This is a genomic window from Ferrovibrio sp. GW821-FHT12D07, from assembly GCF_058807275.1.
Map to the genome: position 1 here is coordinate 236,761 of NZ_JBXAQN010000002.1, position 16,086 is coordinate 252,846.

Sequence of the window (16,086 nt, forward strand, 5' to 3'; positions counted from 1 at the left end):
CTGATGTTCTCATGAGAGCGCCGCGATGTTCGCAGGCGTTCAGGCCGGTCAGTCCGGCGAGCGATTCCCGAAGGGGACGACCGTATCCATCACTTCCTTCACCTTTCCGGCCAGCTGGCTGAGCGAAAACGGCTTGGGGAGGAAGTTCACATGGGGCGATTTCGCCAAATTCGAGCGTAAACTGTCTTCAGCATAACCAGAGATAAACAGGATCTTGAGCTGCGGGCGGCGGCTGCGGAGCTGCGCGGCCAGAGTCGGGCCGTCCAGACCGGGCATCACCACATCCGAGATCAGCAGCTCGACACGCTCGAGCTGTTCCGCCGGCAGGGCCAGCGCCTGGTCGCCCGATGCGGCCTCGATGACGGTGTAGCCCTTGTTGCGCAGGGCACGGGCGGCAAACGCACGCACGGCGTCCTCGTCTTCCACCAGCAGCACCAGGCCCTGGCCTGTCAGGTCGCGCGTATCGACGCGGCCTTCTTCGCCGCGGCTGGCGCTGATCTCTTCGCCGGTGGCGCGATGACGCGGCAGATACAGACGGAAGCAGGCGCCCTCGCCCGGCGCGCTTTCCACATGGATGAAGCCGCCGGTCTGCTTGATGATGCCATAGACGGTGGACAGGCCCAGCCCGGTGCCGGCGCCGACCGCCTTGGTAGTGAAGAAGGGATCGAAAATCTTCACCATATGCTCGGGCGCGATGCCGTGGCCGCTGTCAGTCACTTCAATCAGCACGTAATCGCCCGGCGGAATGGTTTCGGTGCCCAGCTGCGTTGCCGTCTCCACCTGATGGTTCAGGGTCCGCACGCGCAACTCGCCGCCCTCGACCATCGCATCGCGGGCATTCACCGCCAGATTGATAATCACCTGTTCGAGCTGCCCCTGGTCGACCTTGACCAGGCCGAGATCGCGGCCATGCACCAGCTTCAGCGTGATGGTTTCGCCGATCAGGCGGCCGATCAGGTTGCGCAGGTCAGCCAGCACGTCGGTCACGTCGAGAATCTTGGGCACCAGAGTCTGCTGGCGCGAGAAGGCGAGCAGCTGGCGCACCAGGTTGGCGGCGCGGCTGGCATTCTGCTTGATCTGCATCACGTCGGCGAAAGACTGGTCGCCCGGCTGGTGCCGCTGCAGCAGCAGGTCGCAGAAGCCGATCATCGCGGTGAGCAGGTTGTTGAAGTCATGCGCGATGCCGCCGGCCAGCTGGCCCACCGCCTGCATCTTCTGGCTCTGGTGGAACTGAGTCTGCAGGTTGCGCTGCTCGGTCGTATCGACCAGATAGACCAGCTGCGCCGACTGGCCGTCCTCGCGTTCGGCGGAGGATGCGGCAAACACTTCAACGACGCGTTCACGCGGACCGGCCAGATGCACTTCGAGCGGACGGCCGAAAATCTCGCCGCGCCGCAGCGCAATCAGATGGCGGGTCAGCACCAGCGCATCTTCCTCGCGCACCAGCGCCGCCAGACGCTGGCCCAGCCAGTCGTCGCGGCCACAGAGCATGGCGAAGGCGGCATTGGCTTCACGGATGGTGCCGGCGCCATCCAGCACAAGGATGCCGATCGGCGCCTGGTCGAAGAAGCGCCGGAACTCGGCCTCGACCGGGCGCAAGGTGCCGCGCTGGCGCAGCTCCAGCCCCAGATCATGCACGACGGCGCTGTAGCGCAGCGGCATGCCGTCGGTATCGGCGATGCCGCTCTGGCTGACGCTGACCAGCCGGAAGCCGCCGGCACCGGCCGTGGCCGCGCTTTCGCCGCCGGCGTTATCCAGCGGCTTCAGCTTGGCCTCGCCGCCGAGCCAGTCGGGCGTCATCGTCTCGTTCTCGCGGCCTTCGCCGTGATAGAGCACGTCGGACAGCAGCAGGTCGCTGCCGACCAGCTGTTCCGGCAGCACGCCAAGCCAGGCCGCAAAGGTGCGATTGGCAAACAGGAAACGGCCATCGGGTGCGGCGGAATACAGCCCGACCGGCGCATTGTCGATGAAGGCGGCCAGTTCATCGCGCTGCTGCCGCACGGCCACGAGCGCTGCCGCAGAATCTGCCACCTCCTGGATGTCCCAGATCACCCAGTTGCGGCGACCGGGCGCCTGCATGGCAGTGACGCGCAGCGACAGCATGCCATCGCCGACATGAATCTGGAAATCCTCCTGCACCGCGCGGCCCAGCGGCAGCAGCGTGCGCAGCCGCGCGATGGTTTCGGCATTGCCGATCTCCGCGCCCAGCAGCAGGTCGGGCGTGGTGCCGCCATCCTGCCGCAACCGCGCCGCCAGCACGCGATAGGCCGTGTTGGCCGCCAACAGGTCGTGGCCGCGCGTGATGACGCGGGCAAAGGGGCTGGCCTCGGCCAGCAGCCAGGCCGCGCGTCGCCGCGGCGTGTCGATCAGGGAGGCGAAGGACAATGCCATGCTTATTGAGCCATCACTCGATCGTCTCGACCTTGGGCTCGTATTTCGCGTCGAGCCCGTCCTTCAGACGCATGACGTAGGAGATGACTTCCGCCACGGCGCGGAAGTGATCGACCGGAATCGGATGATCCAGCTCGGTCTTGAACAGGGCGCGCGCCAGCGGCGGGTTCTCGACGATCGGCACCTTGTTCTCGGTGGCGATCTCGCGGATGCGCTTGGCGATCAGGTCCGATCCCTTGGCCACCACCATCGGGGCATCGGTGGTGTCGGGATCGTATTTCAGCGCGACGGCATAATGGGTCGGGTTGGTGACCACCACGCTGGCCTCGGGCACCGCCGCCATCATGCGGCCGCGCACGCGCTGCATGCGTAACTGGCGCAGTTTGGCCTTGATCAGCGGATCGCCTTCGCTTTCCTTGTGCTCCTCCTTCACCTCCTGCTTGGTCATGCGCATCTGCTTCATGAAGGTGTATTTCTGGTAGAGGAAGTCGGCGATGGCGATGACGAACATGATGCAGAGCAGCACGCCGATCAGCTTGGTGACGATCTTCATGCACAGCGGCAGGATGACGTTCAGATCGAGGTCGATCAGCGTCTCCAGCTCGTCCAGCTCGGGCGCAAGAACGCCGAAGAGGATCGCGCCGATCACCACAATCTTGACCAGATTCTTGACGAACTCGACCAGGGAATTGACCGAGATCAACCGCTTCAGACCCGCCATCGGCGACAGTTTGGCGAAATCGGGCTTCAGCTTCTCGAAGCTGATCTGGATCGGATTCTGCAGCACGTTGGAAGCGATGCTGCCAACGGCGAAGAGGCCCAGGATGGGCGCCATCATCGCCGTGATATCCATCATCAGGTCGAGCGCCATCTTCGTCAGGTGGCTGGGATCGAACTGGATCAGGTGCGGCCGTTCGAAGAAGACAACGGTGGCATCCCGCACGCCGACGACCAGGCCCTCGGTCATCATCCAGAGAATGATGCAGGCCGCCATGAAGGAGAACCAGTAACCGATTTCCTGCGACTTCGCGACGTTGCCCTGCTGGGCGGCTTCGCTCAGTCGCTTACTGGATGGGTCTTCGGTTTTGGATTCTGGGTCAGCGTCTTCCGACATGCCCTTCCTCCTAGCGCGGCACGAGGAACTGCGACATGTGTCCCTCGAAATACGCTGTGAATGACAGACCGATGGCGGTCAGGGAAAGCCCGAGCACCACGAGCGACATGGCAATCTGCGGCGATTGCATGATGGCGAAAATCTGCAGGGCCGGCATCAGGCGGTTCAGCAGCCCAAGCGCCACGTTGAAGATGATGCCGTAAACGATGAAGGGCGCCGACAGCTTGATGCCCAGCGCAAAGCCGCTGTCCACCATGCGGGTCGCGACATTGGCGAAATCGCCAAAGGCCGGCGCCTTCATCGGCGGGAACAGCGTGTAGCTGTCATAGGCCGCCTGCAGGCCCAGCAGGTGCATATCGGTGACGAAGACCAGGGTGATGCCGAAGAAGACCAGGGCGCTGGACACCAGCACGTTTTGCGCCCCTTGCGTCGGATCGAAGAAGGTCGCCGCCGATAGGCCGGCCTGCATCGCGATCACCGTGCCGGCAACATGCATGACCGACATCACCATGCGGGCGAGCAGGCCAAAGGCCAGACCGAAGCCGATCTCGGTGATGACGAGGAAGGCGAGCTGCAGCGGCTGCGAGGGCATCGGCGGCAGGGTCGGTCCCAGCACCGGAGACGCCAGCGCCGCCATCAGCACGGCGATGCTGAGCCGGGCCCGCGGCGGCACCGAACTTTCGCCGATACCAGGCAGCGACATCACGGCTGCGCCGATCCGGCTGAATATCAGCATGAAGACGTAGACATTGCCGGCGACGATGTCCTGCAGCATGGCGCCCCGCTATTCGAGGCCGGCGATGCGCTGGGCCAGCTGCTCCATCAGGGTGATCATCGTACCGATCATGAAAGGCATGGTGATCACCAGCGTGGCGAAGATCGCCAGAATCTTGGGCACGAAGGTGAGCGTCGGCTCCTGCAGCTGGGTCACGGTCTGGATCAGCGAAATGACAATGCCGATCACCAGGCTGACGATCAGGGACGGCCCGGATACCTTGAGCAGCACCCAGATGGCTTCACGCATAATGTCTGTAACTTCGACGGCCGTCATCGATTCGGTCTCCGCCGCCGATAATACCGAATTGTCCGCAAAGACCCAGTGATCTGAGAAAAATTGGGATCTGAGAAAAAATGGGATCCGGCAGAAAAACTGCCAGCCCGGCCTCAGATCGGCATGCGAATGATTTCCTGGTAGGCGGAGATCACCTTGTCGCGGATCGACACGACGGTATCCAGGGCCATTTCGGCATTGGACACGGCCGTCACCACGTCGGTGATGTCAGCCTTGCCCGCGACCGCCTTGGCCGAGGTCATTTCCGCCGTCTTCTGGCTGTCCAGCGTGCTTTGCAGAGCCTCGCCCAGCATTTCGCCGAACCCGCCCGCCGACTTGACCTTGCCGGCATCGCCCGTGCCCGTGAGCGAACCGATGCCCGGCAGGCTGCCGCCGATTTTCAGATCAATCATGGCCTAAACCTCCGGCTCAGTTACGCAGCAGGTCGATGGTCCGGTTCAGCATCTGCTTCGCCGAGTCGACCGCATTCAGATTGGCTTCATAGGTCCGCTGGGCCTCGCGCATGTCGGCCATTTCGATCACCGACTTCACGTTCGGCATCTTCACATAACCGTCAGCATTGGCCGAGGGATGGCCCGGATCGTATTTCAGCTCGAAATCCGAACGGTCCTGCTGCGGCTTCTGCGCCTTCACCAGATTGGCGCCGAGCGCGCGATCCAGCTCGGACTTGAAATTCACGGTCTTGCGGCGATAGGGATCGGCACCGGGCGTCTTGCCCATCGAATCTGCATTCGCCAGGTTTTCCGCAATGGTCTTCAGGCGCTCGCCCTGGGCCTTCATGCCCGAGGCCGAAATCTTCATAGAGTTCTTGAGGTCCATGCGCCGTCCGTCCTTCTAATCGCTTACTGGCCGCCAGGACGGCCCAGCGCCTTGCGCAGGATGCCGATCTGCTTGCGGTACAGGTTGGACATCAGATTGTGGTCGGCCTGGGTTTCGGCGACGCTCATCATCTGCTGTTCCAGGTTCACGGCATTGCCATTCGGCGCCGTTTCGTAATTGCCATCAGCCCGCGCGATCTTCCACTGGTCGCCGCCCCGTCCCTGCAGGCCGCGGAAATGGCCGGGCTGGGTCGCGGCGGCGGCAACGCCGCTGCTGAGCTGGCTGTTGCGGACCAGTTCATTGAAGCTGACCTGCTTGAGGTCCTTGGGCTTGTAATTCGGCGTATCGGCATTGGCGACATTCTCGGCGAGCACGCGCTGACGCTCCCCCAGCCAGCCCATGCGCCGGGAGATCGCCTTCATGATGCCGATATCGTCGAGACTCATCCGGGTAAAACCCTCGCCGGCGAAACCGTGTTCCGCAGGCCTCAAAAAGTGCCTTTGCCAGTGGGTCGCAGGGTGATCCTGAGTCGTAAAGATTCGCTTAACCGGGAGCCGTGGTAGGATGCCGCAGCCGTTTACCATACCGGACCGAACCGTGGCCAAGCCGCCTGCCAAAAATCCCGCAAAACCGCCACGTTCCAGGGCGGTGGCCTTGCGCTATAATTCAGCCAAGGAAGAGGCCCCGCGGGTGGTGGCGACCGGTCAGGGCCATGTGGCCGACCAGATCATCAGAATCGCCCTGGATAACGGCATCACCATCCGCCAGGACGCCGACCTGGTGGAAATCCTGGCCAAGCTCGATCTGGACGCCCTGATCCCGCTGGAAGCCTTTGCCGCCGTGGCCGAGATTCTCAGCTACATCTACCGCACCCAGGGCAAGACGCCGGGAGACTGAGGCAGCTTGACCCGACTCGGGGTCGACTCCCAGAGTAACCCGCAATTCACGGACCCGCAGATGGACAGCATCAATCTTACCCAAGTCACCATCGCCTTTGGCGTGCTGCTGCTTCTGCTCGGCCTGTTCTGGTATGGCGCGCGGGCGCTGTCCGGCAATAACCGCTCCAGCAAGATGCGGTCAGGCCAGCGCATCGGCGTTGTCGAGACCGCGCTGGTCGATGGCGGCCGTCGCCTGGTGCTGGTGCGCCGCGACGATACCGAACATCTTCTTCTGCTAGGCACGCACGGCGACCTGGTGATCGAAAACAACATTCCGCTCTCGCCAGACGCGAGCGCCCCGTTTCCGCCCTCAAAACCCCGCGCAAAGACCGCGGCGCCGCAGCAGGAGTCGGGCGGCTGGCCCACCCTTCGCATGCCCGGCCGGGATTCCGGCGGGCAGGATTCCCAATGAAAGACATGATGGACATTATGCGTCGCGCCCTCCCGCTCTCGCTGGGAATGGGCCTCGCCTCGATCCTGTTGCTGATCCCCTCCTCCCTACTGGCGCAATCGGTTTCGATCGACCTGGGCCAGGGCGGTTCGCTGACCGGCCGCGTGGTTCAGCTGCTGGTCATGACCACCGTACTGACGCTGGCTCCATCGATCCTGGTGGTCATGACCAGCTTCGTGCGCATCGTGGTGGTGCTGTCGATCCTGCGCAGCGCGATCGGCACGCAGGGCACGCCGCCGAATACGGTGATGGTCAGCCTGGCGCTGTTCCTCACCTTCTTCATCATGCAGCCGTTCATGGAGCGCTCCTACAACGAGGGACTGCAGCCGCTGATCGACGAGCAGATCGACGAACGCACCGCCTTTGACCGTTCGATGGCACCGTTCCATGAATTCATGCGCACGCAGGTGCGCGAAAAGGACCTGGCCCTGTTCAGCGGTTTCGCCCGCCTGCCGCCGCCGGCCACGCCGGAAGCGATCCCGCTGCGCGTGCTGATCCCCGCCTTCATGATCAGCGAGCTGAAGCGCGCCTTCGAGATCGGATTCCTGCTGTTCATACCCTTCATCGTCGTCGACATGGTGGTGGCCTCGGTCCTGATGTCGATGGGCATGATGATGCTGCCACCAGTGATGATCTCACTGCCGTTCAAGCTGATCTTCTTCGTGCTGGTGGATGGCTGGAACCTGGTCTGCGCGGCCCTGGTGGAAAGCTTCATCGCCAGATAGGTCTGGCGGCCGTCCCGCCCCGGTTCAGTTAATAGCGCTCAACCCGCCGCGTGCCACGCGGTCGCGATACCGGCTCATGAAGGCTTCGTACTGGCCGATCTGCGCGATCGCCGCCGCCATCTGGCGCGGATCGCCCGACGCGCGCGTCAACGTGCTGGCGACCGCGGCAAAGGTCGCGGCATCAGGCGTATCGCGGAACTTGGCTTCGTACTTGCGCCGGACGTCATCCAGTGCCGCCGTATCGTTGCTGAGCGAATAAGCCACAGCGAGCTGCATCACCTGCTTGCGCTCATCGGCCGACAGCGGCGCCTCGTCCGCATGCCGGTTGCCCAGCATCTGGCCAACCACGCGCGCATAGGCAATCCAGTCCTTGGCGCGCCAGTGCAGATCGGACCGCAGGGCCCGGGCTTCGATGCTCTGGTCCTGGCCGATCAGGTTCAGCGCTTCGGGGAAACGTTCCAGGTCGCCCAGCGCGCGGGCTTCCAGCAGCCGGCGTTCCTGCTGAACCCCCGGCGGCAGGTTCGGCACCTGGGTATTCTGCAGCGACTTCAGCGCCGCGTCAGGATTGCGATCCAGCAGATAGACGACGGCCAGACGCGCGCCGGTCTTGGCGCGATCATCGCCGCGCAGACGATACTGGATCTGATGCTCCAGCAGTTCCGCGGCGCGGTTCAGCAGGTCGACGGAAACCAGACGGTCGGCCAGCTTGCTGATGATCTCGTCGCCTTCCGGACCGGGCGGCGTGAGTTCGCGATAATCGTAATACAGCGCCAGCGCATTCAGCGGCGGCAGCGCCTGCGCACCGCCATCCAGGAACAGCCGCGCGAATTCGTCGCTCATCTGCCGGGTCAGCAGCGGCATCTCGGGCGACTTGGGGAAATACTTCACCAGCTGGCGGAAGGTGTTGATGCCGCCGCGCAGATCGCCGATGGAGAATTGCAGTTCGCCGAGCCGGCGCAGCATGTTGAATTCATACGGACCGCCGCGCCAGGCAAAGCGCAGGCTGTCCAGACGCTCGATGGCCTGCTGCGCATTGATCAGCTTACGGTCGAGCATCATGTCGGTCTTGGCGTATTCCGCCAGCGCACGGGCGCGGCGATCGCCGCTGCCGGATGCCAGATCGAAATAGCGGATCGCCTCTTCGGGCTTGTTGGTGGCATTGGCCAGCAAGCCGCGAATGTAATTGCCTTCCGCCGCCTGGCCGCGCGTCAGGGCATCACCTTCCAGCGCCTGCAGTTCTGCGGTCGCGGCGGCGATATCGCCGCCGGCGAGCCAGGATCGCGCCATGGTCAGACGCAGCGGCGCACGGAGATCGGCGGGGAATTTCGCCACTGCCGCACCGGCCAGCGAGAAGCCGCGCCGGGCCGCCGGCCAGTCGTCGCGTTCAGCCGCCAGCATGCCGCGATAAGCCAGGATGTCGGGATCATCATCGAAAATCTTTGAATCGAGATCCGTGCCGGCCTCGCCCACACGGCCGAGACGCAGATAAGCGATGCCGCGCAAGGCGCGATAAAGCTTGTCGCGTTCCAGATCCGGCTGTTCGGCCCGCGCCTTTGCCAGCACGCCCAGCGCTTCAGGCTGCATGTCGTTGGCGGCATAGAATTGCGCCAGGGCCAGGCGCGCCGTCTGTCGCTGTCCCGGAGAACTGAGCGCCAGCCGGCGCGCCAGCGTCTCTTCCTGTTCGGTATAGGTCTTGCCCTCGACGCGACGCCAGTCGGCATAGCGCAGGATTTCGGTGGTGCCGGTTTTCGGATCGGCGCCACGCGGTGCCGACAGCGACAGGCCGTTCGGCGTTCCGATCTCGATGCCGCGCGGCAGGCGGTTGTAGACCAGATTGTCGGCATGGGGCTCGATGGCGAAACCCTGGAAGCTGGGCAGCACGCTGAGCTCGATGAAATCCCGACGGCTTGAAACACCGCCATTGGCGCCGGCAAACGGCACCACGACCAGCGCATCGCCGGTATCGGGATCGGGCACGGTCAGTTGCGGCGCCGGATCGTTGGCAGCGAAGAACAGCTTTGCGCCACCATCGGCATCAAGCTGGCGGCGCACATCGATTTCCGGTGTCTGGCTGCGTACTGGCTGCGCATCCTCGGCCGGCGGCGCATCCTTCGGCACCAGCTGGTCGGGCTGAATGGTATTGACGCTGATCTGCCAGCCGGCATTGCGACGCGAGAAATTGGCCGTGGTGCCACTGGGCACCTGCAGGCGCAGGACCGTCATCCCGGGCGTCGGCACCTGTTCGATGCCATTGATCGCGCCGCCCCAGTCGCGCGTGGTGATCGGACGCAGATCGACCGAAGCCGCACGATCGAAGACTACCCAGAGACTGCCGTTGCGCAGGAAGGCTGCGGCGGCAACCGGGCGGGTCCAGGGGAAATTCAGCAGCGGACCGGTGCGACTGGAATCGACGGTCGGCACCAGCGGCTCGCCACGCACGGGACCGGGCGTTGTCGCCGGCATGAAGGTCCCCAGCGGCGTGGTCTGCACGCCGGTGACCGGCGCAGCCGCGGGAATGCCGCTGTTGGCGACAGTGGGCGCAGGACCGGCAGATGGCGCTGCCGGCGGAGCCGCAGGAGCAGCAGCGGGCGCAGAAGTGGGCGGCGTGTTGGTCTGGGCCGTGCGCGGCGGCTCGGCCGGCCTGGCGGCGGCCGGTGGTGTCGCCGTCGGCGATGCAGCAGTCGGGGGGGCCGCAGTCGGAGGAACCGCAGCGGAGGGCACGGCTGGTGCCGGTGTCGCCGCAGGTGCCGCTGCAGGTGCCTGGGCAGCAGCCGGCTTCTGCTCGGCGGGTTTTTGTTCGGCCGGTTTCTGTTCAGCGGCCTTGGGCTCGGCCGCAGCCGTGATGTCGAGCACGACCTTGGCGCCATCGCGCCAGCTCTTGATCGCCGCCCCTTCCGTAATGTTGAAACTCACCACGCTCGCCGCACCCTCACGACGCATCGCCAGGTTGGCGACATTGCGCGGCGGGAACTGCGCCAGACGACCAAGATCGAGCGGCGCGGCACTTTCAAACCGCAGCGTCGCCTGTCGTCCTTCGGTGGCGAGCGTGTATTCCACCCGCTGCGGCCAGTCGAAGACCAGGCGTGTGTAGGTCGGATGCTCGCCGGCACGCAGGCGCACCGGCGTGGCTGCGGGCTGGGATTGCGGGGCCTGCTGAAGCAGCGGCACCTGCTCCTGCCCGATGGGGGCGGTGTTGCTCTGGGGCGACTGGGCGAGTGCGAGCGGCGCGCAAAGTGCCAGCAGGGCGAGACCGGACGCCCCAGCCAGAAGATGCCTAGCCTGGGCGAGCCGGGCCACAGACCGATGGGTCGCGTGCCGATTGTCGCGACGATCTGCCATGATCCCTGTCTGCACCGCTACCAAATCCCGTCCTCAGATACCCGATCCGGAGTCGCCTCCGGAACATGCAATTATAGGAATCTGGCACGATAAGGCGATAGCATTAACAGATTGTTCTCGCGGCAAGATTACCGAATCGCAGTCTGTCAGAACGGGCCGATCAGAACGGACCGATTGCCGCCACCAGCTTGGCGCGCAGGCCGGTGCTGTCGAAGGGCTTCACCAGATAGCCGTCCACCCCCAGCCGCTTCGCCTCCAGCACGCTTTCCGGCCGGGCCTCCGCCGTGATCAGGATAAAGGGCGTTCCGGCATAGTCGGGATCGCCGCGGATCGTCTGCAGCAGGGCAATGCCGTCCATCGGCTCCATGTTCCAGTCCGACAGGATCAGACGATAGCGCTGCCGGCGCAGCATGGTCAGCGCCGTGACCGGGTCGCCCGCCGTGTCGATCGCATGGAAACCCAGATCGCGCAGCTGCTTGGCGATGATCGCCAGCATGGTGCGATGGTCATCCACGACCAGGATGGGAAAAGAGGAAGGATCAACCGTCATGCGGCCAGACTAGCCACAGACGGTAAAGAAAGGATCAGCCGAACAGACCGAGCAGATAGCTGTTCGAGCCGCCGGTCGCGGCGGTATCCTTGAAGGTGAGGTAACGCGTGATCATCTTCTGGATTTCGTTGGGGTCGTTTTTCAAGGTGCGGATATCCACCTTCTTTTCCAGCGCCGTCACCTGGCTGTCGACTTCCTGATAGGCCAATTCCTTCGGGATGTTGTTGGCAACCGTGATCACTTCGCGCAACACGGAATCGCCCAGCAGCTGGACGGTCTGGCTGACATCCTTGATGCGGCGGCCGAATTCGATGGCGGCGCGCACGCCGGGCGCCTGCTTGTCGAGATCCCGCTCGAATTGCACCTGCTCGTATTTCTTGACCATCTCTTCGGTCGTGCTGCCCAGCGTCAGCTTGGTGACGCCAAGAATGCTGAAACTGATATCCTTGGCCAGCTGCTGATAGCGCGGATCCTGGAAACGGTTAGCCAGCGAATTCGGGTCGGCCAGATCACTTTCGATGATCTTGCGGATTTTGCCCGGGAACTGCGTATCGCTCTCGAGATCGTAGGAAGACAGGATGAACTTGAACAGGCGATGATTATTGAACAGATCATCCAGCGTTTTCACGTCGCCGATGTTCAGTTTGTAGTATTCGACGTCTTTCTTGATATCCGCGCGTTCCTTGAACTTCTCGAACTCCTGACCATCGTATTCGTAGAACTTCTTGGTGATGGTCACCGCCTTCTCTTCGCTCAGAAGCGGCTGGGTCAGCGCTGACTTGTAGGCGCTCGTATCCGCGGCCACGATGTCCGGACCATTGATCAGCTGGCCATCCGTGGGTTTAGGCGGCGTATGGGCCGGCGTCACCATTGCCACGTTATTGACGTCGACCGCGATGCCGCGCAGCTTGGCCAGGGACCTGGGCAGCGGCGTAACAATGTCCACAGCCAGGTTGGTAACGCGGCGATTTGCGTCAAGACCGACAGCCTTGCCGTTTGCATCGATCAGGTTGCCGGTGAGGCCGAAATTATACTTCTTCGCCAGCTCGAGATCCTTCAGCGTGCCCTTGCGGGCGGCCGAGTTCGGATCGGTCAGATCGCTGAGCAGGATGGCCTTCAGCTTGGCCTTGTCTTGCTTGAACAGGTCCTGATAACCGTTGGCCTGCGCCACGATCTTGAGGAAGCGGTCATCATTGACCAGTTCAGCCGAGGTATTCGCGGTGCGCACGCGGTTGGCGTAGTAGGTCGCGTCATTGATGACCTGCGCGTTGTTCTCACGGAACTGCGCATTGCGCACGCGGATCGCGGCGTTGTTGAAATCACGAATAGTCGCCTTCGCCTGCTCCGATGCCGGATCAGGGGCGTTCTTCGCTTCATTCTCTTCGGCTTGTTTCTGCAATTTCTTGTACATCGCGATCGGGGAAATCGTTCCCGTCCCGGTCGATGCACCTGAAATCAGAACACTCAGATCAATGGCCATCCTTGCGCGCCTCCTGCGGCAGTGATGATGGGTACCAAGTCAGTTCTGGACCGGCACTTAAATTCCGCTTGATTTTAACACGTAGGGGGAAACCGACAAGGTCGCGTTTTCCCAACAACTAGAAGAGGTTAACCTCTAGTTAACCATAATCAGCCGCCCGCCCCCGGACGACGCGCTGCCGGGGCAGCCGCGGCGGGTGCTGCCGATCCGGCAGACGGCGTGGCGGGCGCCGGGGCCTGCAGCTGGCTTTCGGCACCGCTGCGCACGCTGGGCGGAATCTGTTTGCGGGTTGCCAGGCGGACCGTCAGGTCCTGCGCCGTCTGCGGACTCATGTCGGCCAGAACGGCCGCCAGCTTGGCTTCCTTCATCCGCTCGACCACGCCGAGCAGGATGTTGGGCTCCAGCTTCTCGAAGATGCGGGCCGCGTCTTTCGGCTTCATGTTCTCGTAGACCTTCACCAGGCCCTGCAGGTTCTGCTCTTCCTGCTTGTCGTACTGCTGCACGATCTGCTTGATGCTGGCTTCCAGCTTCTTCAACTCGCCCAGCCGGTCATCAATCCGCTTCTCGGCGGCGCCCAGCAGGCTTTCACGCAGATCGATCTCGCGCGCGCGCTGTTCCAGCAGCTCACGACGCTGCGACAGGTTGGCCAGCAGTTCGATTTCAGCGCGTGTGAATGTCGTGGGGTCGCGATCAGCCAGCGACTGCAGGCTGGAGGACGCACCCGACACCCGCGCAGACGGCGACTGGGGCGGCTGCGACTGTGCGGCGGGAGGCTGCATCGCAGGCGTCTGGTTCGGGGCCTGGGCCTGCTGTTGCGGCGCAGACTGAGATTGCGGCGTCAGTTGCGTCGGCTGGCCACCCTGCTGGGCGCCCGCACCGGTGACGAACAGTTCCTCACGTCCCTGCCACAGCGATCCGATCTTCAGGCCCAGCAGCAAAGCGACAGCCAGGATGGTCAGCGGCAGAATCCGCACACGACTGGCCAGCGCCCGTCGCCCGGTGATGGGGCCCGGGGCTGCAGCAGCCGGCTGACGCGCGGCTGCGCTCATCGTGCCTGCCTCAGCGCCATCAGCAATTCACGCTCGGCTTCCGAACGCGGTTCGATCTTGAAATCCTTGGCACCTGCCGCCGGCGCACCGGCCGCAACCGGCTTCTTGGCCGGGAACGGCGTCACCGGAGCCTGCGGCTTCGACGGCACGATCTTGCTGGCCAGCATTTCGCCATCGCGCAGAACACCCAGATCCTGGCTGCGATCCTGCGCGCGCTCCTGGCGCACGTTGCGTGTGCTGGTGGCTTCGCCGGCCAGGCGATCGGCCAGACGATCAGCCGTCTCGACCATGAAGCCAAGTTCATCGCGCAGCGTCTTGGCCTGCTTCATGCGCTCTTCATGCGACGAGTCGGCCGCAGCCGATGCGGTCTTCAGTTCCGCCATGCCCTGGCGCGCCTTGGACAGCGCCTTGTCGAAATCGCCGATCAGACGGCGCATTTCATCCTGGTTGGCACGCAGGTTGCCCAGACGGCGATTGAGCACCAGAGAGATGCTGAGCGTGATGACCAGCAGGACGACAACGACGATTTCAACGATCAGGGTCAGTGTCATCATACACCTCCGAGACTCTTCAGAGTCCGATCGATCTTGACTGCAATATTGTTGCCCATGCGACCCATGCGGCCTTCCACCATCGGAATGCCGCCGCAGCGCATCATCACCACCGATTCCGGCGTGGCGTTGAACATGATGGTTTTGCCGACTTCCAGCGCCATCACCTGGCCCAGCGTCATGACCTGTTCGTCCAGCACCGCCTCGATTTCCACATCCGTCGACCACAGTTCGGTCGCCAAATGGTTTTCCCAGATCGAGTCACGGCCGAACTTTTCGCCCATGAACATCTGCAGCAGCAGTTCGCGAACCGGCTCCAGCGTGGCATAGGGCAGCAGCAGTTCGAGGCGACCACCGCGATCTTCCATGTCGACGCGCAGGCGGGCAAGAATTGCCGCATTGGCCGGACGGGCGATGGTGGCGAAGCGCGGATTGGTCTCGATACGGTCGTAAGAGAAGTTGACCGGCGCCAGCGGCTCGAAGGCGGCGCGCATGTCGTCGAGCACCACGTTGACCATGCGCTCGACGAGGTTGCGCTCGATGGTCGTGTACGGACGGCCTTCAATACGCATCGCCGCGGTGCCGCGGCGACCGCCGAGCAGCACGTCGACGATAGAATAGATGAGCGAGCTGTCGACGGTCAGCAGGCCGTAGTTATCCCACTCCACCGCGCGGAAGACGCTGAGGATGGCCGGCAGCGGGATCGAGTTCAGGTAATCGCCGAAACGGATCGACGTGATGTTGTCGAGCGAGACTTCCACGTTATCGGACGTGAAGTTACGCAGCGAGGTCGTCATCAGTCGGACGAGGCGATCGAACACCACCTCCAGCATCGGCAGACGCTCGTAGGAGACGAGCGCGCTGTTGATGATGGCGCGTATGCCGGCTTTGTCGGCATCTTCTTCAACGCTGGCGTCAAAACCAAGAAGACTGTCGATTTCGTCCTGGTTCAGGATTCGGGTGGAGCCACCGTCATCGCCGCCTGCGCCGCCAGCCCACTCTGCGCCGTCTTCGGGATTATCCGCCATGACTGTCTCGCTTCGTCACTGGATCAGCATTTCTTTAAACAGAACGTCGTTGATCTTCAGCGGTGCCACCGCCTGATTCACGCGAATCAGCAATTCTTCCTTCAGGCGGTACAGGCCGGCCGAACCGACCAGATCATCCGGGCGCAGTTCGCGCAGGTAGATCTGGAAGTTGTCGATCACGCGGGGCAGCAGTTCGTTCAACTTCGGCGTCGACAGCGGATCCTGGTGTTCCAGCGCCACCTTCAGCTTCAGATACGAGGCCTGCCGGCCGGTGGAATTCAGGTTCACCAGAATATCAGGCAGGTCATAGAATACTGTGACCTTCGGGGGCTCAGGCTTGACCTCGACTTCCTGCTTCTTGGCAAACAGGAAGAAATAGGCCGCACCGCCGCCGCCAACCAAGACCAGCAGACCGACAACAGCAGCGATAATGACTATCGCGCGCTTGCCCCGCTTCTTTGGGGCTCCGCCTTCGCCTTCGACTTCGCCTTCGGTCTCGTCACTCATGCCCATACTTCCCTGGCCCGGACTCCGGCCCCAGTACGATCCTGGGCCGGTTCACTCCGAATGCCATTGGTA

At 63.3% G+C, this 16,086-nt stretch carries 17 protein-coding genes; 3 read left to right on the forward strand and 14 right to left on the reverse strand.

Going from position 1 to position 16,086, the window contains the following annotated elements; translation table 11 throughout:
• Positions 1 to 48: 48 nt before the first annotated feature.
• The 7 genes from AC1RRE_RS12955 to flgB all read right to left on the reverse strand — a co-directional run bounded on the left by AC1RRE_RS12955 (position 49) and on the right by flgB (position 5,842).
• On the reverse strand, positions 49 to 2,391 hold the full coding sequence (locus AC1RRE_RS12955; RefSeq protein WP_492981601.1) for a PAS domain-containing hybrid sensor histidine kinase/response regulator: 2,343 nt from the start codon (positions 2,389 to 2,391) through the stop codon (positions 49 to 51).
• A 13-nt stretch (positions 2,392 to 2,404) separates the two neighbouring features.
• Positions 2,405 to 3,505, reverse strand: coding sequence for a flagellar biosynthesis protein FlhB (gene flhB / locus AC1RRE_RS12960; protein ID WP_492981602.1), 1,101 nt, complete (start codon positions 3,503 to 3,505; stop codon positions 2,405 to 2,407).
• Positions 3,506 to 3,515: 10 nt separating this feature from the next.
• Positions 3,516 to 4,280 (reverse strand): flagellar biosynthetic protein FliR, encoded by a 765-nt coding sequence (locus tag AC1RRE_RS12965; protein ID WP_492981603.1) that lies wholly within the window; start codon positions 4,278 to 4,280, stop codon positions 3,516 to 3,518.
• Between the two features lie 9 nt (positions 4,281 to 4,289).
• Positions 4,290 to 4,556, reverse strand: coding sequence for a flagellar biosynthetic protein FliQ (locus AC1RRE_RS12970; RefSeq protein ID WP_492981604.1), 267 nt, complete (start codon positions 4,554 to 4,556; stop codon positions 4,290 to 4,292).
• 113 nt (positions 4,557 to 4,669) lie between these two features.
• Positions 4,670 to 4,969, reverse strand: coding sequence for a flagellar hook-basal body complex protein FliE (gene fliE, locus AC1RRE_RS12975; protein WP_492981605.1), 300 nt, complete (start codon positions 4,967 to 4,969; stop codon positions 4,670 to 4,672).
• 16 nt (positions 4,970 to 4,985) lie between these two features.
• Complete coding sequence (flgC, locus tag AC1RRE_RS12980; protein WP_492981606.1) at positions 4,986 to 5,396, reverse strand: flagellar basal body rod protein FlgC; 411 nt, start codon at positions 5,394 to 5,396, stop codon at positions 4,986 to 4,988.
• A 23-nt stretch (positions 5,397 to 5,419) separates the two neighbouring features.
• A complete protein-coding gene (gene flgB / locus AC1RRE_RS12985; RefSeq protein ID WP_492981607.1) occupies positions 5,420 to 5,842 on the reverse strand; it encodes a flagellar basal body rod protein FlgB in 423 nt (140 codons plus the stop codon).
• 118 nt (positions 5,843 to 5,960) lie between these two features.
• Between flgB and AC1RRE_RS12990 the strand changes: the two genes are divergently transcribed.
• Genes AC1RRE_RS12990 through fliP form a run of 3 tightly spaced genes read left to right on the forward strand, consistent with a single transcriptional unit; the run spans position 5,961 to position 7,510 of the window.
• On the forward strand, positions 5,961 to 6,293 hold the full coding sequence (locus AC1RRE_RS12990; RefSeq protein ID WP_492981608.1) for an EscU/YscU/HrcU family type III secretion system export apparatus switch protein: 333 nt from the start codon (positions 5,961 to 5,963) through the stop codon (positions 6,291 to 6,293).
• 60 nt (positions 6,294 to 6,353) lie between these two features.
• Positions 6,354 to 6,746, forward strand: a complete 393-nt coding sequence (locus tag AC1RRE_RS12995) for a flagellar biosynthetic protein FliO (RefSeq protein ID WP_492981609.1) — start codon at positions 6,354 to 6,356, stop codon at positions 6,744 to 6,746.
• A 17-nt stretch (positions 6,747 to 6,763) separates the two neighbouring features.
• Positions 6,764 to 7,510, forward strand: a complete 747-nt coding sequence (gene fliP, locus AC1RRE_RS13000) for a flagellar type III secretion system pore protein FliP (protein ID WP_492981610.1) — start codon at positions 6,764 to 6,766, stop codon at positions 7,508 to 7,510.
• Positions 7,511 to 7,534: 24 nt separating this feature from the next.
• Here the strand turns inward: fliP and AC1RRE_RS13005 are convergent, their stop codons facing one another.
• From AC1RRE_RS13005 to AC1RRE_RS13035, 7 genes are all read right to left on the reverse strand, one after another.
• Positions 7,535 to 10,849: a tetratricopeptide repeat protein gene (locus tag AC1RRE_RS13005; RefSeq protein WP_492981611.1), complete on the reverse strand. Its 3,315-nt coding sequence runs from the start codon at positions 10,847 to 10,849 to the stop codon at positions 7,535 to 7,537.
• Between the two features lie 160 nt (positions 10,850 to 11,009).
• The gene (locus AC1RRE_RS13010) at positions 11,010 to 11,399 is read right to left on the reverse strand and encodes a response regulator (protein ID WP_492981612.1); all 390 of its coding nucleotides are present in this window, start codon (positions 11,397 to 11,399) and stop codon (positions 11,010 to 11,012) included.
• A gap of 34 nt (positions 11,400 to 11,433) precedes the next feature.
• On the reverse strand, positions 11,434 to 12,879 hold the full coding sequence (locus AC1RRE_RS13015) for a DUF1217 domain-containing protein (protein ID WP_492981613.1): 1,446 nt from the start codon (positions 12,877 to 12,879) through the stop codon (positions 11,434 to 11,436).
• A 149-nt stretch (positions 12,880 to 13,028) separates the two neighbouring features.
• A complete protein-coding gene (locus tag AC1RRE_RS13020) occupies positions 13,029 to 13,928 on the reverse strand; it encodes a MotE family protein (RefSeq protein ID WP_492981614.1) in 900 nt (299 codons plus the stop codon).
• Complete coding sequence (locus AC1RRE_RS13025; RefSeq protein WP_492981615.1) at positions 13,925 to 14,479, reverse strand: DUF6468 domain-containing protein; 555 nt, start codon at positions 14,477 to 14,479, stop codon at positions 13,925 to 13,927. The genes AC1RRE_RS13020 and AC1RRE_RS13025 overlap by 4 nt, the downstream gene beginning before the upstream one ends.
• The gene (gene fliM, locus AC1RRE_RS13030) at positions 14,479 to 15,507 is read right to left on the reverse strand and encodes a flagellar motor switch protein FliM (protein WP_492981616.1); all 1,029 of its coding nucleotides are present in this window, start codon (positions 15,505 to 15,507) and stop codon (positions 14,479 to 14,481) included. The genes AC1RRE_RS13025 and fliM overlap by 1 nt, the downstream gene beginning before the upstream one ends.
• 15 nt (positions 15,508 to 15,522) lie before the next feature.
• Positions 15,523 to 16,014, reverse strand: a complete 492-nt coding sequence (locus AC1RRE_RS13035; RefSeq protein WP_492981617.1) for a flagellar basal body-associated FliL family protein — start codon at positions 16,012 to 16,014, stop codon at positions 15,523 to 15,525.
• Positions 16,015 to 16,086 lie beyond the last annotated feature (72 nt).